Origin of the sequence: Mesorhizobium sp. WSM4989 (genome assembly GCF_029625795.1) — a bacterium.
GTDB lineage: Bacteria > Pseudomonadota > Alphaproteobacteria > Rhizobiales > Rhizobiaceae > Mesorhizobium.
The window spans coordinates 1183928-1201557 of the sequence record NZ_JARTVN010000001.1; the positions used below are offsets into that span (position 1 = coordinate 1183928).

Genomic DNA, 17630 nt, shown 5'->3' on the forward strand with positions numbered 1-17630 from the left:
CCAGGACGGCGTGCACAGCATAGGCGCGGCGATCCTCGGCGCTGACGGCCAGCCGATCGGCACGCTATCCATCGCCTCCCCTGTCTCGCGCGTAGACGATGCGGTGGCGGCCCCCGGGCGAGGCGGCGATCAGGGCGGCGAGGCTCATCTCGGCGCGGCTGACCGGCGAGGCATGACTCATCTTCCCCGTTGCGGCGAAGATGGTTAGGTGCTGCCGACGCCGTCCCGATGGCAGCTGGCGTCGTGCCCCAGCTTCTCCAAGCCTGACTTCATCATCTGCCTCCTCCACCAGTCGCTTCGCGTTCCGCAACCGGCGGATTTCGCGGCCGAATTCCTCACCGTCAAACAGCGTCCTGGTAAAATTCGATCGGCAGTCCATCGGGATCGGCGATGAAGGTAAACAATCGTCCCGTGTATGGATCTGTTCGGATGGGCTCCACCTCGACGTCTCGCGACCGAAGCAGCTCGGCTGTTGCCTCGACCGAGGCGACCGAGAATGCAATATGCCTTAATCCACAGGCCTCGGGCCTGCTGGGCCGGCTTGGCGGATCAGGGAAACTGAACAGTTCGATCTGGATGGTACCGTGACGCAAATCGCACTTCCAAGACTGCCTTTCGGGGCGCCAGTTTTCGGCCAGAACGACGAAACCGAGCTTGTTCGTGTAGAACAGCTTGGAGGTCTCATAGTCACTGGAGATGATTGCGACATGATGGACAGCCAGCAGCATCAGATTGGCCTCGCGTAAGCGTCGATAACGGCGACCCAGCACAGTCGCATCGGGTATACCTTGGCGCAACCAGGCGCCGACACCGGCCGTGCCGGCTTGGGCGAGCATCTCCACAAGGTCCGGCCACCCTCCCCTCGAGGGGAGCTTATCCGAGCGCTATTCACGCCGTCTTGAGGTCGGTGTACTTCTCGATCGCGTGCAGCGACTTGTCTTTGCCGAAGCGGGACTGCTTGAAGCCGCCGAGCGGTACCGTGATGTCGGCGCCGCCATAGGTGTTGACGTGGACGACGCCGGCATTGATGGCGCGCACCATGCGATGCGCGGTCGAACGCTTCGAGGTGCACACTGCAGAAGCAAGACCATAGACGGTGGCGTTGGCAAGGCGCACCGTCTCTTCCTCGCTTTCGAAGCGCATGACGCCGAGCACCGGCATGCACAATGTGATGTTCGGCCGCGTCGTCGACATCCGCCATGGCAGCGACGAGGCGGCGCTGCTCTATGTCGGGCGCAACTACATGCAGCCCAGCGCACTGGGAGTTTCGGTGGCTAGTCGGTCAGTCTGGCGCTGACTCCGACTCGATCAGGCTTTCCAGCATGTCCAGCAGGCGCTCGTACTGCTCGGCGCCGTAACGCTTCTCGATGGCGTCGTAGATGGCGGTGCGCTCGGGCGCCAGCTCCTCGATCAGCGCCACGCCGGCCGGGCTGATGGCGAGCAGAGCGCGGCGGCCGTCATCCTTGACCTTGTTGCGGGTGATGAATTCGCGCTCGTCCAGTGCTTTGATCATGCGGGTGAGACTGGGCGGCAGGATCGAGGCGCGGTTAGCGAGCTCGGTCGCTTCCAGCGGACCGGTCTCGGCAAGCACGCGCAGCACGCGCCATTGCTGCTCGGTGATGTCGTGGCGAGCAAGCATCGGACGAAAATGCGCCATGATCACTTCGCGGGCGCGAAGCAGAGCCATGGGCAGGGAAGGGCGGGTGCTGGGCGGCAGCAGAGTCAACTCTCCGAAAAGTTCCAGTCCAGTACGACTCGCAACAGAAATTAACGCTCGGATCGCAGCTATATCCGCGATTTCTCCGAGAGCGGCAATCCCGTCCCCGACGACCCCGTCGACATGGAGACCAAGCACTTGACATTCGGTCGCCAAGCCCTTGCCCCACATGGGGATCGAATATTCGGCGAATCTCGACGCGAAGGTCGAGATGAGCGAGCTTTGCGCGCTCGTTTCACGCATCATCCTCGAGACCGGCCTGTTCGAGCCCGGCGCCGAGCGGGTGCGCGCCCTCCGTGCAGATGCCTATGCGGTCGCGGACCGGCTCCCCGAGAACGGCTTCATCGACATGAATTTCCGCATCGGCAGGGGCCGCAGCGCGGAGGAGAAGAAGCGGACCGGCGAGGCGATCATCAAGGGGTTATCGCGCGCGTTCTATGTCGACACGCTCGGCCTGCAGGTGAGCGACGAGACCAGCGACGCGATCTATCTGCGCGCGCTGGAGGAGCGCGGCCACCCCAGCCCGCGCGAGGCAGACCTGCGCTGGATCGGCGCCATCGTGTCGCGCAACGGCGAGGTGGAGGAGACGGGGCTCGGTGCCGGCGTGCTCGATCATCCGGCCAAGGGCATTGTGTGGCTCGCCGACCGGCTGCATCAGTACGGCATGCAAATCGAGGCCGGACAGGTGGTGCTGTCGGGCTCCTTCATCCGGCCGGTCGAATGCCGGCATGGCGATCGGATCGTCTCGGATTTCGGGCCCTTTGGTGCGATCCGCATCGTTGACCGGCCGCGCGAATTTGCAAGCTGCGCGCTGCCCCAAAGAAAAAGGCCGGGCGCGAAAGCGGCCCGGCCAAGAAATGAAGGTCATAACCTTCAGAGGGGAACATCGCCCGGCGCAATGGGAGGAAAACACCGAGCGATGGCCTCTATTTGGGGCGGTTGCGGTATATTTTCCACGAACTGAATTCCAAAAACTGGCCGGAAGGCGAAAAAATATCGCGCGGGCAGCGGCAAAGCTCAGCCGGCCGCCGCTGCCTTTTCCAGAAGATCGGCATAGTGCTGCCGGGCCACGTCGGGATGCGACCTCAGACGGCTCTTCAGCACATTGGTTCCGACGTTGCGGAAGAGCGGATTGTCGGGATCGCTGGCCGGCCCGCGCGCCTCAGCCGCCAGTTCCTGCGGAAGGTCGAGCAGCGGGATGGTCGCGTCGAGCCGGGCGCTGAAGAAGAACGGCACCGAAATCCGCTCGACGCCTGGCGGCGGTGTGACGACGCGGTGCACGGTTGCTCTCAGATACCCGTTCGAAGCGAGTTCGAGCAGTTCGCCGATGTTGACCACGAGCGTTTGCGGAATCGGATCCACATTCACCCAGCTGCCATCATATTCGACCTGCAGCCCCTTGTTCTCGTCCTGCAGCAGAAGGGTGAGGAAACCGCCATCCTTATGCGCGCCGACGCCCTGGTCGTCACCGGTGGCGTCGCGGCCTGGGTAGCGCACGATCTTCATGCGGTGGTTGGGCTCGCTGCCATAGATCGGGTCGAAGGCGTCCTCCGGCTGATCGAGTGACAGCGCGAAGGCCTTGAGCAGCCGGATGGCTACCTCCGTCGCCTTGGTCTGCCAGGCAAGCAGCGCCGGCTTCAGTTCGGGCAACGCAGCCGGCCACTGGTTCGGACCTTGCAGCCGGGTCCAGGCCGGCACGCTCGGCCCTTGCGAAATGGTCGCGCGCTCGACGCCGATGTCGAGCTGCTCGCGCCAGTCGGCCTTGCCCCTGGTCAGCTCGCCGCCGGCACGCGTGTAGCCGCGAAACTGCGGCGACTTCACCATCTCGATGGCCAGCTTGTCGGCCTCCGACAAGGCAAAGAAGCGCCGCGCGGCATCGAGCACCGCGTCGATGTCCGGCTGCGTTATGCCGTGGCTGCTGAGATAGAAGAAGCCGACATCGCGAGCGGCGGTGCGCAGATCAAACAAGAAGGTCCGCAGTTCCGACTCGCCCTGCTCCAGTCGGTCGAGATCGAGCACCGGGATTATTCTGGCCATGGACAGCTTCCTCTTGGCGGCAACTCTCTGTTTTTCGCAAGTCCGGACGGAAAACCGATGCGCACTTTTCCTGGAATTGCTCGAGCAACCCCGCCGCACGATGACATGCGCGTCATTGCAGGTGAAGAAACGCGCCAACCAATCTCGTTGCAAATGGAGCAAGCCGCCGCTCAATTCCCGGGTTTTCGCGGCAAATTGCGTTCATTCGACTCCCGCTTCTCGCGTTTCGCCTATCCGCGATGATCCAGCCACGCGACCAGCCGGTCACACCACTGGATGCCGCAGACCAGCACGATCAGCACCACCACCGCCGCAGCCATGACGCCGGTCTCGCGTCGGGGCGCGTTATTGCACGGTTCGTGGAATGGATCGTCAGAACGTCTCGACCCAGGGCCTCAGCTCGACCTCGAAGCTCCAGGCGCTGCGATGCTGGCGGTGGACTGCGAGATAGGTCTCGGCGATCGCGTCCGGCGAGAGGCGGCGATCCGGCCGGTCTGGCTCGGCCGCCTGCCCGGGCGGCTCGATCTGGCCGTCGATGATGAAATGCGCGACATGGATGTTCTTCGGACCTAGCTCGCGCGCCATCGACTGCGCCAGCCCGCGCAGCCCGAATTTCGGCATGGCGAAGCCGGCCGAGCCGGAGAAGCCCTTGAGACTCGCAGTGGCGCCGGTGAACAGGATCGAGCCGGAGTCGCGCGCAACAAGCCGGCGTGCCGCCTGCTGGCCGACGAGGAAGCCGCCATAGGCGCCGACGAGCAGGGCCTGCTTGACCGCCTCCGGATCGAGCTCGGCGATCGGGCCGCGCGTGCGGCCGCTGGCGTTGAAGACGGCAATTTCGAGGGAGCCGGCCTTGTCGGCCGCCTCGAACAGCCGCTCGACGGAGGCGGCATCCGACACGTCCGTCTCCACCGCCTGCGCACCCGTCTCCTGAACCAGCGCGGAGAGCTTGTCGACATTGCGGGCGGCCAGCACGACGCGAAAACCTTGCTTGCCGAGGAGCCGCGCCAGCGAAGCGCTGAGGCCAGCTCCAGCGCCGGCGATCACTGCGACAGTGGCGGCCATGTCGTTCCTCCTGCGAGTACGCGTTGTTCAGTTGAGGTCGATAATCGCACAAGCTCGCTCCTTCGGCGGCAAGAGGTAAGGACTAGGTTGCTCCGTTTTGGCAGTGCGACACAAAGGCGGTGCACGGTGAGAGGTCCCGGCGCATCCGAAAGACTTGCCTGTCGCGCCGATCCGTCCGACACGTGGTCCAGCGGCGATTCGAGGAACGACCATGGAACCAATCTGGGCCGTCGGCCTGATGACCGGCACGGTGCTTGACGGCAATATCGACGTGGCGCTGATTAAAACCGACGGCGAGCGCATCGCCGACACCGGCACATACACACTGGCCCCCTACCCGCAATCGATCCGCACCCTGCTCGAAGAGGCCCTGCGCCAAGCACGCGTCTGGAATTTCGAGGGGCCGGAGCCGACGATTTTTCGCGAGGCGGAGGAGGCGCTGACGCGCGCGCAGTCGGCGGCGGTCAGGGATTTGGTCGAAAGCCAGGGCATGACGATGGCCGATATCGGCGTCGTCGGCTTCCACGGCCAGACGGTGCTGCATCGCGCCCCGCAGCCGCGACGAACCGGCCGCACGCGCCAGCTCGGCGACGGCGAGCTGATGGCCGCCCTGCTTGGCACCAAAGTCGCCTATGACTTCCGCACGGCCGATGTGGCGGCCGGCGGACAAGGCGCGCCGCTCGCTGCCGCGTATCATGCGGCGCTGCTCAAAGAGGCCGACGCCAGCGGCGACACCGCGGTGCTCAATCTGGGCGGCGTCGGCAACGTCACCTGGTGGGACGGCAAAGACAACATCGTCGCCTTCGACACCGGGCCGGCCAATGCGCCGGTCAATGATTTCATCAAGGCGAAGGGCCTCGGCGAGATGGATCGCGACGGCAGACTGGCTGCCGCGGGTACGGTCGACGAGGCAAGGCTAGAGCGGCTGCTGCAGCATCCGTATCTGACGAAGCCTTACCCAAAATCGCTTGACCGCTTCGACTTCACCGCGGCCATGGCCGACGGGCTCGGCGCGGAGGACGGCGCGGCGACGCTGACGGCTTTCACCGTCTCGGCGGTCGGCAAGGCGCTCGATCTGTTGCCGCGCCGGCCAAGACGACTGGCGGTCAGCGGCGGCGGCCGCCGCAACCCGACCATGATGGCGATGCTCGGCCAGCGCGCCGGCGTCGAAGTGGTGCAAGCCGAGACGCTCGGCTGGAAGGGCGACGCGGTCGAAGCGGAATGCTTCGCGTTCCTCGCGGTGCGCGTGCTGCGCGGCCTGCCGATCAGCTTTCCGAGCACCACCGGGGTGCCGCAGCCGATGCGCGGTGGAAAGCTCGCGGGTTAAGACAACTTCTTCTGCAGGAAGATGCGGCTGCGGCCGACCGGAAAATCGGCGAGCGTGCCGAACGGCTGGTAGCCCTGGCGCTGATAGACCTTGGCCGCGGCCGGATTGAAAGTGTCGATCCACGCGGCCTGGCAGCCGCGCGCCAGCGCTTCCCGTTCGGCTGCGTCCAGCATGCTCGCAGCGATGTGCCGGCCACGCCAGGTTTCGTCGACCCAGAGCCATTGCACATAGAGCCAGCCCCAGGCGGTGTAACCGGAAATGCCGGCGACGATCGCGCCGGCGTCGTCGCGAACGAAGACGGCGAGCGTCTTCCGGCCCGAGGCACCGACATCGCTGTCGTTGAAGGCGGTCAAGCCCTCGCCGACACGGGCGAGATCCTGCGGCAAGGGCTCGGCGGTGATCTCGAGCGTCATCTTCATGGTGGCTCCGGTGCGGTTCGGAAGCCAGCCTTAGCCAAGGAGCGAAGCGACACGCAAGCCTATTGCCGGGCAGAGCGCCACGCCGCGGCCGATGCCGCCACCAGCATCAGCAAGGCGGCGACCAGGGCGCAGTTGGCGATGCCGAGGGCGGTGTAGAGCGGGCCGAAACCGGCGGTGCCGACGGTTACGGCGAAATAGGTGACTGCGCTGTTCAGGCCCATGATCGTGCCGCGTCGCGCGGCGTCGAGCGCGGTGAGCCGCATCACCAGAACGTTCAGCCCGAAATGGTTGGCAAGGCCCCAGACGGCGATCGTCGCCATCAGCAGGCCGAAGGTGCCGCTGGCCGAGGCGATCGCCACATAGACGGCGGCGACCAGCAGATAGGCGAAGGGCATGACACGGCGGGCGCCGAGACGGTCGATGACGCCGTCAAGCAGCGCCGCCGCGCCGAAGCCGAGCCCGTAAGCGATCGCCGCCAGCCCGTTGGCGCTGACCGGCTCGCCGAGACCTTCATGGAGATGATCGCCGAGATAGCCGTAGACGCCATAGAAGGCGGTCATGAAGGCGCCGCAGGCGATCAGCAGCGGCAGGATTCCGGGCACAGCCAGCGCGCCGAGCGGCGACGGTGCCGGACCGCTTTTCCTGGTGTCGCGCAGCGAGCTGACCGACAGGCCGGCAACAGCGGTTGCGGCGAGAAGCGCGACAGCGGCGAAGACGGCCCGCCAATGGATGAGATCGGCAAGCACCGCCGACAGCGACACCCCGGCGACCATGGAGAGCGTCCAGCCGGTCAGCACGACGCCGATCGTTCCGCTCTCGCGGCCGGGCGGCGCGATCGCTGCGGAGCTGGCGTAGATCGCCGGCATGGCGACGCCAGCAGCGATGCCGGCAACGAGCTGGGCCGCGACCAGCGCCGCCACCGTCGGCGCGAGCGCGCTGCCCACCAGCGCCAGCGCAAGCAACAGCAATGCGCCCTGCAGCATGCGGCGGGCGCCGATCCGGTCGATATAGCGGGCAAGAAAAAGCGCGCTGGCCGAGGTGCCGAGGCCGAAGGCAGCGGCGGCCGTCATCACCGCCGGCACGCTTGCCGCGAAGGATGCCGCGACGGCGGGCGCAATCGGCCCTAGAACCAGTGAGTTGGAGCCGATGACGGCGATGCAGCAGGTGAGCAGGTAGGCTGCGGCCGGGATCGGTGCACGGGACGCCGCACTCAGAATCGCTGATTGATCACTGTTCGACATATCTCCATAGTGGCCGAATTGAATTCAGCATCAATGGAGAATTTCCAAATGGACTCAGAAACAGATGACGTTCAGCGGAACAAGCAGCCAACCCGTGAGGTCGACCCGATCGACCGAAAAATATTAGGCGTTCTGGTCGACGATGCGACCATCAGTTATGCCGAGCTCGGCGATCGTGTCGGCCTGTCGCCGCCGGCGGCGCATGAGCGGGTGAAGCGGCTCAGGCGCAGCGGCGCCATCCGCGCCACCTCGGCGATCATCGATCCGAAGGCCGTGAAGAAGCCGCTGCTCGCCTTCGTGCACATCGATACCAGGGGCTGGGGCAAGACGCCGGAATTGATGGCGATCTCGGAATGCCCGGAAGTGGAAGAGATCCATTCAGTCGCCGGCGACACCTGTATGCTGCTCAAGGTACGCACCGAGGATACAAAGGCGCTGGAAGGCCTGCTGTCGCGTATCTACGAGACGCCGGGCGTGGTCTCGACGCGCAGCTATGTGGTGCTTTCGACCTATCTCGAACGGCCGGTGCAGCCAGAGATCACGGCCGAATGGCCGGCACCCAAACATATGGCGACGCCTGTCTACTAATCCGCCGGCTTACGGGATCGTGGCGCTGCGATAGGTATCGAGGACGCGCGTGACGCTGGCAATCAGAAGCTCATGCGCGGTCGGCGTGATCCGACCGGCGCCGACCTCGGCATCGAGATGGCCGAGATACTGGCTGATCAGGGGGCGTGGAATCTCGCGATCGCCGAGCGCCGCCAGCAGCGCTTCGGTCGCATGCTGCGCATCGGGTGATGGCCAGTAGTAGCGGATGCGGTCGCTGAAGGAGAAATGCCGCTGCAGGCGCTGCTCGTCAGGCGTTCCCGGATGATATTTCTGCCAATTGCCGGGCGAGGCAAGCATGATGCGTTCCATCGCGGCCGGCAGGCTTTCGCGCGAGGGATCGGGCGCGAGCGCGTCGGCGATGTGGCTCAGGCCATAGAGCGCCTCGCGCAATGCGAAGGTGAGCCAGGGGCCGACCTTGAGGATGGCGAAGCCGTCGCGCACGAGCGCGGCCAAAGCTTCCGCCGGCTGATAGTCGGTCGAATGCGCCTCGAAGACGAATTGCGGCTGGCTTTCCAGGGCCGCGACCAGCTTCGTCGCCCTCTCGGGCGCATAGGCGATGATGTCGGCATTGCCGAATTCGACGCCGGGCTGAACGACGACGCCGACAGCCCGGGCAAAAGCGGCATCGAGGCCGAGACGGCAGAAGGCCTGGCGATGGAGCTCGACCGTGCGGAGCGCATCGGCCGGCTCGGTCACATGCGTATGGTCGAGCGCTTCCAGCGCGCCGCCCGGAACCGGCACTTCGGTGCCGATGATGTAGACGGGTTTTTCACCGCCCGAGCGGGCGACCGCCGCCTCGGCAACCGCCGCAAGCTCGGCCGCGCGCGCGGCAATCGTCTCGTCGGTGAGTGCCACGGAATCGTCGGCGCAAGCCATGCTGGTGTCGAGATGCAGCTTGGTGAAGCCGGCGGAGGCATAGGCGTCGATCATCGCCGCCGCCTTGTTCATCGCTTCCGCCGCGGGCAGATGCTTCCAAGGATTCGGGCCGAGGTGATCGCCGCCGAGGATCAGCCGGTCGAACGGAAAGCCGGTCCTGCCTGCTTGCGTCTCGACGAAGGCTCGAAAGGCGGCCGGGGTCATGCCGGTATAGCCGCCCTCGTGATTGACCTGGTTGCAGGTCGCCTCGATCAGCACATCGGAGCCATTCCTCGCGCCGTGGCGGAGCGTCGCTTCGATCACCAGCGGGTGCGCCGAACAGATCGAGGCGATGCCGCCCTTCGCGCCTGCCGCTCGGCGAGCGGCGATGCCAGCAAATCTTGCCGTGGCGCCGGTCATGTGCGCGCCGTCGCTTTGGCGATGAAGGCCTCGACGTCGGCGAGCCGGTGAATGCCTTCCATCGGCCCCTTGCGGGTAACGGCGAGCGCGCCGCAGGCATTGGCGATGCGCAGTGCATCGGCGGGCGCGGCACCGCGCAGCCAGAAGGAAACGAAGGCGGCGCCGAAGCAATCGCCGGCGCCGGTCGGATCGACTTCCTCGACGGCAAAGCCGGGCATGGCGAGCGTGCCCTCGCGGTCGTGATAAGCGGCGCCTTCACCGCCTTTCTTCAGCACGATGCAGGAGATGCCCCGCCCCAGCAATTCGCCAACCGCGGCCTGTTCGTCGCTGGCGGAGGAGAAAAGGAACAGTTCGTTGCCGCTCGGCAGGAAGACATCTGTCTGCGCGAGCACATGATCGAGCGCCTGACGCGTGCCGGACGCCTGCATGATCTCGCGACGGATGTTCGGATCGAAGGACACCGTGCCGCTCTTGGCCTTCACGGCCGCGATCGCGGCGAGTGCGACGTCGGTGGCGCGATCGGAAAAAAGCGAAGAGCCCATGACATGGACATGATCGGCTCCGGCCAAGAGCCGCCTCGCCGCATCGTCCATTTCCAAAAGGCCGGCGGCGCTGTTGCGGATATTGAAAACAAAATGCCTGGATGCATCGGTCCGGTAGGCGACGAAGGCGGTGCCGGTTGCATGGCCTTCACGGACGGCGATTGCCGAAACGTCGGCGCCGAGCGCGCTGAGCCGGTCGATGTTCAACTGGCCGAAATCGTCTCCGCCGACGGCGCCGATGAGACCCGCAGGCTGGCCGAGCGCCGCCGCTTGGCCGATGAAGATCGCCGGGGCGCCGGACGGAAAGGGGCCGGCCAGCGGACCGGGCTCGAGGAAGCTCTGGCCGATTGATTCCGCCATGATCTCGACGAGGATCTCGCCGGCTGAGACCAGCTTCTTCATCACGTCCTCCCAGCATTCGCCATGCATGGCTTTAGGGCTTGGAATACGGCCCCCTCTTTTTCACGTCAATTAATAAATTTACGCATGGAATAATTTCTCCGGACGCGTTGAAACTCGCGGAGCTTCCTGTAAAGTTTCAACTTGCAGGCGCACGCCGATGCGCGGTATGAGCGCCGGAGCAGCGCCATGGGAGCGAGGTTCCATGCCGCGAGGGTTTGGATGCCGATGACTCACAAGACGATGGAGGAGTTCGCCCGTTCCTGCGGCGTCTCCAGGCCGACCTTGTCGAAATTCTTCGACGATCCGACCAGCGTCAAGCCGGCGACGCGAAAACGCATCGAGGATGCGCTGCGCTCGTCCGACTATCAGCCCAATCTGTTCGCGCGAAACCTCAACCGCAAGCGCACCCGCAGCATCGGCATCGTCGTGCCGACGGTGACCGACCCGTTCTATTCCGAGATGGTCAGCCGCATCGAACTCAGGCTGCGCGACGAAGGCTATTGGCCGATCGTCATTTCCTCGCATGGATCGAGCGAACTGGAAGCCGAGGCGACGCGGACGATCCTGTCGTTGAAGGTCTCCGGCGCGCTGATAGCACCGCTCGGCCGGCGCTCGGACCAGCGGGCGATCGAGAAGCTGACGCAGGCGATCCCGATTGTCTATTTCGACACCTATCTCGAAGGCGGCACGCCTTTCGTCGGCAACAACAATGTGCAGAGCATGTCGACCATCGTCGACTATCTCTGCCGCTCGGGCGATGCCCCGGTCTATTTCGATATTCCGCATGTCAATCACAATTCGCGCGAGCGGGTGGAGAGTTATGTCGATGCCATGAAGCGGCTCGGGCAGGAGCCGCTCGTCTTCGGCAATACCGACGACTACACATGGGAGTTCGAACGGATCGGCTACGAACAGACGGAAAAGCTGCTCGGCAATGGCGGCCTGCCGGGCAAGACCATATTGTGCGCCAACGATCGTCTCGCCTTCGGCGTGATGGCGGCCGCCTTCTCGAAAGGGCTGAAGGTGGGCCGCAAGGCGGATTGCGACCTGCGGGTGGCTGCGCATGACGATCATCCGCTCAGCCGCTACACCTGCCCGGCGCTCACCACCATGGCGCAGGATTTCGCGGCGATGGCCGGAAGCAGCGTCGAGACGCTGCTTACCCTGCTCGACGAGGACGGCGCGCCCGTCGCGGCGAAGGTCAATCTCGACGCGACGCTGGTGATGCGCCAGTCGGCCTAGGGATACCGAACTCCCGCTGGGCGATCACGGCGCCTCAGGCAAGCAGGCTCGCCGCCTCGTCTTCGCCGAGCAGCGGCGGCTGGTCGACCGAGCCGACGACGGCGACGGAGTTCCGGCTTTCGCCGGAGGCGAGGATCGCTTCCATGACCTCGAGCACGTGCAGCGCCAGTTCGCCGGACGCGCGGGGTCTGCGCCCTTCCGACAGCGACCGCGCCAGGTCGGCGACGCCGAGCATGCGATAGTTGGCGCGGTCCGGTGCGGCATAGGGCCAGTTGCGCGCGCCGTAGAGCTCGCCTTCGCTCTCGAAATCCTTCCAGTCGGCGCCGTGCGCCGATAGCGAGACCGTGCCGCCAAACGTGTCGGGATCGGGTAGCCTGAGCGAGCCTTCCGTCCCGTGCAGCTCGATCGGATGGTTGGAATGCTTGAAGACGTCCCAGGAGGCGCCGAAGGTGACGGTGGCGCCGCAGTGGAATTCGAGCAGCGACAGGATGTTGGTCGGCGTGCCGACCCTGAAGCTGGTGTTTTTGTAAGGGCCTTCGGCGGTGATCAGGCGCTCGTCCTGACCGCGCGTCGTCATCGCCATGACGCGGGCGACCGGGCCGAGCAGGTTGACCAGCATCGTCAGGTAGTATGGCCCCATGTCGAACACTGGACCGCCGCCCGGCTGATAGTAGAATTGCGGATTGGGATGCCAATGCTCCATGCCGCGCCCCATCATGAAGGCGGTGCCGGTCACGGCGCGGCCGATCGCGCCCTCGTCCATTAGGCGGCGGGCACGCCGCCCGGCTGCGCCGAGGAAGGTGTCTGGAGCCGAGCCCAGCAGCAGATCGCGCTTCGCCGCCTCCGCGACCAGCCGGCGGCCCTCGCCGGCCGAGGTCGCCAGAGGCTTTTCCGTGAAGACGTGCTTGCCCGCGGAAAGCGCCGAATGGGTGATGTCGAAATGCGCCGACGGAACGGTGAGGTTGAGGACGAGATCGACCTCGGGATCGGCCAGCAGCGCATCGACCGGCAGCGCGTGGATACCGTATTCCCTGGCCCGTAGCGCGGCCATGTCGGCGGAAATATCGGCGCAGGCGCGCAGTTCCACGCCGGCGAAAAGTGCTGCGTTGCGCAGATAGGTCATCGATATGTTGCCGCAACCGATAACGCCGATACCGAGCTTCGCTCCTGATTTTGCTTGCATTTTCCTTCCGACCTCCCATGACGGCACCGCCGCAGACAACCCGTTGCAACGGCGGCGGACCATGTTCGTGACTCGCTATAGCGCATTTTAAATCTTGACGCGCGTAAAATTTTTATAGAGCATGTGAAAATGCTGGCTCGACATCGGAGGCCGCCAGCTCAAAACGATTGAGGAATTTTGCACTCATGAGCCTAGGAACCAAGGTGCGCCTTGCGCGCCTCTTCTCGCATCCGTCCGGGAAGCTTTTTGGCGGCGCGGTCGACCACTTTGTCGGCTATGGCGACGTGCGCAAAGGCGGGCTTGCCGATCTGCCCGGTGCGCTCGCGCGCGTCATGATGGGCAAACCCGACTACGTCAGCATCCAGCCCGGCACCGCGCGCCATCTGTGGCCGCAATATGCGGGCAAAGCGTCTCTGGTGATCCAGGCGGGCTGCTTCACCCCAGACGATCGCATCAGCGAGCTGATTGCAACGCCGGAGGATGCGGTGCGCGCCGGGGCCGATGCGTTGGCCGTGGCCATTCCGGTGCGCGGCGCGACCGAGGGTAAGTACATACGCTGGCTGACCGACTCGGTGAATGCGGCGGCACGCTACGGCATGCCGGTGGTGGCGCATATCTACCCGCGCGATTTCACCGACGGAGCAAAAATCGTCTTCACCCCCGACGAGATCGCCTATGCGGCGCGCATCGGCTACGAGTCCGGCGTCGACGTGATCAAGATAGGCTACACGGGCGATTTCGAGTCGTTCCGAGAGACCGTCCGGACCTGCCCGGTGCCGGTTGTGATCGCGGGTGGTCCGAAGACCGAGACGCTGCTCGGCGCCCTTCAGCAGACGGCGGACGCCATACGTGCCGGCGCGCGCGGTGCCGTGGTCGGTCGCAATCTCTGGGGGCACGGCGATCCGGAGAAGGCGGCACTTGCCTTTCGGAGCGTCATCCATGACGGCCTTTCGGCAGAAGATGCCCTGGCGAAGGCGGGTGCCTGAACGATGCCCACCGTCCCTTCAATCCTCGGCTTCGGCGCTATTGCGATCGACGACATCGTCTATGTCGATCAGCCGTTGTCGGCGGGCAAGGGGAAGGTTCTGCAAACTGCCCGAACTTTCGGCGGAAATGTCGCGACGGCCCTTGCCGCCGTCGCGCGGCTCGGCGGAACCGCCGGGTTCGTCGGATGGCTGGCCAGTGCCGCTGACGACGCCGTGCTGTGCGATCTCGTTGCGAGCGGAGTTGAAACCGCATTCGCGCCGCGCCACCCGCACGCACGCCCGGTGCGCTCGCGGATCACCGTCGGCTCGGATGGGGAGAGGTTCATCGCGTATGACGACGAAGCGATGCTGGGCACCGCGCCAGACTTTCCGGACGAGGTCCTCAGCCGCGCGGCCGTCCTGATCGTCGATAGTTACGCGATCCGGTCGATGGATGTCGTGGCTCGGGCTCGCGATCTCGGCCTTGCAATCCTCGGCGATATCGAATGGAGCAGCGGCCCAGCCACCGAGAGGCTGATCGGGCTCTGCGACCATCTCATTCTTCCCCTCGGCTTCGCGCGGACTGCCACGGGCGGCCGATCGCCCGCCGAGATGCTCGACGCATTGTGGATGCCGTCGCGGTCCACCGTGGTTCTGACTGACGGCGGCAGGGGCGTCTATTATCGCGGACGCAACGAGGCAGGGCTCTGGCACCTGCCTCCGCACCGGGTTGCCGTCGTTGACTCGACCGGCGCCGGTGACTGCTTTCACGGTGCCTATGCCCATGCATTGACGCGCGGAGCCGAGACCGCAGGCCGGGTCGCATTCGCAGCCGCGGCCGCGGCCCTGTCGATAACGGGGCGTGGCGGGCGCGAGGCGCTGCCGACCGAGGGCCAGGTCACGGAACTCTTGGCATCGACGAAAGCCCCGTCGGCAGTCGAACTGAAATCGCAGCTCGATACCGGAACATAGTTGAAACTATCCGAGGAACATTCGCAGGCGAACATAGGCCGATAATAATCATAAAAACGAGCGGCTTAGCCTTGTGGAGGGAGGAAGATGGCAGAAGTCATTCTTGAGAATATCTGCAAGACCTATGGGAACAACTTTCACGCAATCGACCAATTGAACCTGTCGGTCGAGGATGGCGAATTCTTGATTCTCGTCGGGCCGTCCGGCTGCGGCAAATCCACCGCGCTGCGAATGATCGCGGGGCTGGAGGACGTGACAAGCGGCAGCCTTCGGATCGGCGGAGTCGACGTCGTCGACATGCCGCCCAAGGACCGCGACATCGCGATGGTCTTCCAGAGCTACGCGCTCTACCCGCATATGACGGTGTTCGAAAACATCGCCTTTTCGATGCGGCTGGCAGGCAAACCGAAGGCCGAGCGCAAGAAGCGGGTGGACGAGATCGCCAAAACCCTTCAGCTGACATCTCTGCTCGACAGCAAACCCGCGAACCTTTCAGGCGGACAGCGTCAACGGGTTGCCATGGGCCGCGCCATGGTGCGCGAGCCGGCCGCCTTCCTCATGGACGAACCCCTTTCCAATCTGGACGCGAAGCTGCGTGTTCAAATGCGCGCCGAAATCACCAGCCTGCAAAAGCAGCTCGGCGTCACGACCATATACGTGACCCACGACCAAACCGAGGCGATGACGATGGGGGACAGGGTCGCGGTGTTGAAGGGCGGCGTGCTGCAGCAGGTCGACACTCCCAAGAGACTCTATGAATCGCCGGTGAACGCCTTCGTTGCCGGCTTCATCGGTTCTCCTTCGATGAACCTGTTCGAGGGGACGCTGACGGGCGACGAACTGATGTCCGGCACCTTCGCCATCCGGCTGCAGGACGCAGCCTTCGTGCGCAGGCCGTCCTTGAGGTCGTATGCGGGGCGCAAGGTCGTGTTCGGGATCCGACCGGAGGATCTCTATGACAGCAGTCTCGAAACCGGCCGCAAGTATCAGACGATCCCGGCAAAGGTGACCTCGATCGAAGAACTCGGGTCCGAACACATCGTTCATCTCAGCATCGACGCGGTGCGGGTGGACTCCGGCGATCCGGACGCGGTGCAGGATTTCGGCATGACCTCGAACGCGGTGGCGAAATTCGAACCGGTCAGCACAGTCCTGCCCGGCTCGGAGATCCGCTTGGCCGTAGACGACGCCAAGCTCCATTTCTTCGATCCCGAAACGCATCTGGCGATCTGAAGATTTGTCGCAGAGCCCGCAGGCAGGAGCGATGCGCCTGCGAAAGTACTCGTAAGAAGACTTCTGAATGAAGCAGACGATCGTCCGCATTGTGCGGTCGATCTTAAGAAGGAGGAGAAAATGACGTTTCGGATACGACCCGCGATGCTGAAAATGGCCGCGGCCGCATGGCTGCTCGGCGCAACCGGCGCCATGGCGGACACGACGCTGGAATTCACGCAGTGGTGGGAGCCAGAGCTGCCCGCAGGCTCCTTGCGCAAAATCATGGACGAGTTCGAGGCTGCAAACCCCGGGATCAAGGTGACGCTGGTCAGCGGCCCCTATGCGACCACGCGAGACCAGATCTCGGTCGGTGCTGCGACCGGAACGCTTAGCGACGTTGTCGGTCTCGATGGCGCCTGGGTGAACAATCTGAATGCGCAAGGTGCGCTTTCCGACATGAACCCGATGATGGATGCGAGCAAGTTCGACAAAGCCCAGGTCGCGGACATCATCAAGGTGGACGGCAAGGCCGTGATGTTCCCGGTCGCTTCGTTCGTCTATCCGGTGTTCGTCAATCTGGACCTCGCCGCCCAGGCAGGCGTGACCAAGCTGCCGTCGACCCGCGCGGAGTTCCTCGAAGCCGCCAAGAAGATGACCCATGCCGACAAGAACCAGTATGGCTGGGTGCTGCCCCTGTCGCTGCAAACACCGTCCGGCGTTCAGAACGACATGATGTCGTGGGTTTGGGCTTCGGGCCAGTCGATGATGGCGAATGGCAAGCCCGACCTCGAGGGCAAACCGGTGGTGGATATGCTCAGCTTCGTGAAATCGCTCAACGACGCCGGCACCATCTCGCCCGGCATCGCCACCAAGACGGAACAGGAGAAGGTCGAGGAATTCGTCAACGACCGGGTCGGGATGATGATCGACTCGCTCGCGCATGTGAACCTCATCCGCAAACGCAATCCCAAGCTGAACTTCGACCTCATCCCGGTCCCGGTCGTGGAGAACTACAACGGCAAGCGCGGCCTTCCCTATGCCTCCTGGGGCATCGGTATCTCTGCCGGCTCGAAGCACCAGGAGGAGGCCTGGAAGCTCGTCCAATATCTGATGAGTGAAAAGGTGAACGCCAAGCTCGTGTCGCTTGCAAACGCCTTCCCGGGCAACGTCAACGCCAAGCCCGATTTCGTGACGTCCGACAAGGCATTCGCAAAGGCTTTCGAAATCTTCAAGACCGGTTATCTCGCCAACGAGTTCACGGGTCTGCCGGTGGCGGAAGACCTGATGACCCAGTTCGACGTGGAAGCCCAGAAGATGCTTGCCGGCGAGCAGTCTCCGGAACAAGCCGCAGCCAACGCTCAAAAGGGCTGGATGGCGAAATTCTGATCGGCCTGTTCCCCGTTCACTTTCTCGACCGGGTGG

19 protein-coding genes and 2 pseudogenes are annotated in these 17630 nt (G+C 64.5%); 10 read left to right on the plus strand and 11 right to left on the minus strand.

The annotated features are described in order from the left end of the window. Nucleotides 1-341: 341 nt before the first annotated feature. Entirely contained in the window at nt 342-836 is a 495-nt protein-coding gene (locus P9217_RS05865; RefSeq protein ID WP_278086435.1) for a VOC family protein, read from the minus strand. A gap of 52 nt (nt 837-888) precedes the next feature. Beyond that, nucleotides 889-1158 (minus strand): annotated as a pseudogene (locus P9217_RS05870) (aldehyde dehydrogenase family protein); the annotation flags it as partial. Between P9217_RS05870 and P9217_RS05875 the strand changes: the two are divergent. Continuing rightward, a complete protein-coding gene (locus tag P9217_RS05875) occupies nt 1142-1297 on the plus strand; it encodes a hypothetical protein (RefSeq protein WP_156751111.1) in 156 nt (51 codons plus the stop codon). The pseudogene P9217_RS05870 and the gene P9217_RS05875 overlap by 17 nt on opposite strands. On the opposite strand, the gene hpaR is transcribed toward P9217_RS05875, so the two are convergent. Beyond that, complete coding sequence (hpaR, locus tag P9217_RS05880; protein ID WP_095800975.1) at nt 1283-1687, minus strand: homoprotocatechuate degradation operon regulator HpaR; 405 nt, start codon at nt 1685-1687, stop codon at nt 1283-1285. The two genes, P9217_RS05875 and hpaR, sit on opposite strands and share 15 nt — an antisense overlap. A gap of 190 nt (nt 1688-1877) precedes the next feature. On the opposite strand from hpaR, the gene P9217_RS05885 reads away from it, so the two are divergent. Next, complete coding sequence (locus tag P9217_RS05885) at nt 1878-2681, plus strand: hypothetical protein (protein ID WP_336618890.1); 804 nt, start codon at nt 1878-1880, stop codon at nt 2679-2681. A 53-nt stretch (nt 2682-2734) separates the two neighbouring features. Here P9217_RS05885 and P9217_RS05890 read toward each other — a convergent pair whose 3' ends face one another. After that, on the minus strand, nt 2735-3754 hold the full coding sequence (locus P9217_RS05890) for an isopenicillin N synthase family oxygenase (protein WP_127240750.1): 1020 nt from the start codon (nt 3752-3754) through the stop codon (nt 2735-2737). A 57-nt stretch (nt 3755-3811) separates the two neighbouring features. Here P9217_RS05890 and P9217_RS05895 point away from each other — a divergent pair, with 57 nt between their 5' ends. Beyond that, nucleotides 3812-3997: a hypothetical protein gene (locus tag P9217_RS05895; protein WP_127240749.1), complete on the plus strand. Its 186-nt coding sequence runs from the start codon at nt 3812-3814 to the stop codon at nt 3995-3997. On the opposite strand, the pseudogene P9217_RS05900 reads toward P9217_RS05895, so the two are convergent. Next, nucleotides 3985-4092 (minus strand): annotated as a pseudogene (locus P9217_RS05900) (ABC transporter permease); the annotation flags it as partial. The gene P9217_RS05895 and the pseudogene P9217_RS05900 sit on opposite strands and share 13 nt — an antisense overlap. Before the next feature lie 34 nt (nt 4093-4126). After that, entirely contained in the window at nt 4127-4816 is a 690-nt protein-coding gene (locus P9217_RS05905) for an SDR family NAD(P)-dependent oxidoreductase (RefSeq protein ID WP_127240748.1), read from the minus strand. A 211-nt stretch (nt 4817-5027) separates the two neighbouring features. Here P9217_RS05905 and P9217_RS05910 point away from each other — a divergent pair, with 211 nt between their 5' ends. Next, nucleotides 5028-6143 carry an anhydro-N-acetylmuramic acid kinase gene (locus tag P9217_RS05910; protein ID WP_278086433.1) on the plus strand — a complete coding sequence of 372 codons (1116 nt, stop codon included), beginning with the start codon at nt 5028-5030 and terminating at the stop codon, nt 6141-6143. Here the strand turns inward: P9217_RS05910 and P9217_RS05915 are convergent. Further along, on the minus strand, nt 6140-6562 hold the full coding sequence (locus P9217_RS05915) for a GNAT family N-acetyltransferase (protein ID WP_127246493.1): 423 nt from the start codon (nt 6560-6562) through the stop codon (nt 6140-6142). The genes P9217_RS05910 and P9217_RS05915 overlap by 4 nt on opposite strands. A 59-nt stretch (nt 6563-6621) precedes the next feature. Further along, nucleotides 6622-7803, minus strand: coding sequence for an MFS transporter (locus tag P9217_RS05920; RefSeq protein ID WP_278086432.1), 1182 nt, complete (start codon nt 7801-7803; stop codon nt 6622-6624). 48 nt (nt 7804-7851) lie between these two features. Here P9217_RS05920 and P9217_RS05925 point away from each other — a divergent pair, with 48 nt between their 5' ends. Then, nucleotides 7852-8391, plus strand: coding sequence for an Lrp/AsnC family transcriptional regulator (locus tag P9217_RS05925; RefSeq protein ID WP_278086431.1), 540 nt, complete (start codon nt 7852-7854; stop codon nt 8389-8391). 9 nt (nt 8392-8400) lie between these two features. Here the strand turns inward: P9217_RS05925 and P9217_RS05930 are convergent, their stop codons facing one another. Then, nucleotides 8401-9687 carry a D-tagatose-bisphosphate aldolase, class II, non-catalytic subunit gene (locus P9217_RS05930; protein ID WP_278086430.1) on the minus strand — a complete coding sequence of 429 codons (1287 nt, stop codon included), beginning with the start codon at nt 9685-9687 and terminating at the stop codon, nt 8401-8403. Beyond that, entirely contained in the window at nt 9684-10631 is a 948-nt protein-coding gene (locus P9217_RS05935) for a sugar kinase (protein WP_278086429.1), read from the minus strand. Before P9217_RS05935 ends, P9217_RS05930 begins: the two co-directional genes overlap by 4 nt. A gap of 219 nt (nt 10632-10850) precedes the next feature. On the opposite strand from P9217_RS05935, the gene P9217_RS05940 reads away from it, so the two are divergent. After that, nucleotides 10851-11873 carry a LacI family DNA-binding transcriptional regulator gene (locus P9217_RS05940; RefSeq protein WP_278086428.1) on the plus strand — a complete coding sequence of 341 codons (1023 nt, stop codon included), beginning with the start codon at nt 10851-10853 and terminating at the stop codon, nt 11871-11873. 34 nt (nt 11874-11907) lie between these two features. Here the strand turns inward: P9217_RS05940 and P9217_RS05945 are convergent, their stop codons facing one another. Further along, a complete protein-coding gene (locus P9217_RS05945) occupies nt 11908-13056 on the minus strand; it encodes a Gfo/Idh/MocA family oxidoreductase (protein WP_278086427.1) in 1149 nt (382 codons plus the stop codon). 185 nt (nt 13057-13241) lie between these two features. Between P9217_RS05945 and P9217_RS05950 the strand changes: the two genes are divergently transcribed. The 4 genes from P9217_RS05950 (at nt 13242) to P9217_RS05965 (ending at nt 17594) form a co-directional block, all read left to right on the plus strand. After that, nucleotides 13242-14042: a class I fructose-bisphosphate aldolase gene (locus tag P9217_RS05950; RefSeq protein WP_095800983.1), complete on the plus strand. Its 801-nt coding sequence runs from the start codon at nt 13242-13244 to the stop codon at nt 14040-14042. Nucleotides 14043-14045: 3 nt separating this feature from the next. Further along, nucleotides 14046-14993, plus strand: coding sequence for a PfkB family carbohydrate kinase (locus P9217_RS05955; protein ID WP_278086426.1), 948 nt, complete (start codon nt 14046-14048; stop codon nt 14991-14993). Nucleotides 14994-15080: 87 nt separating this feature from the next. Continuing rightward, the gene (locus P9217_RS05960) at nt 15081-16226 is read left to right on the plus strand and encodes an ABC transporter ATP-binding protein (protein ID WP_278086425.1); all 1146 of its coding nucleotides are present in this window, start codon (nt 15081-15083) and stop codon (nt 16224-16226) included. A gap of 120 nt (nt 16227-16346) precedes the next feature. Beyond that, complete coding sequence (locus tag P9217_RS05965; RefSeq protein ID WP_095800986.1) at nt 16347-17594, plus strand: sugar ABC transporter substrate-binding protein; 1248 nt, start codon at nt 16347-16349, stop codon at nt 17592-17594. Nucleotides 17595-17630 lie beyond the last annotated feature (36 nt).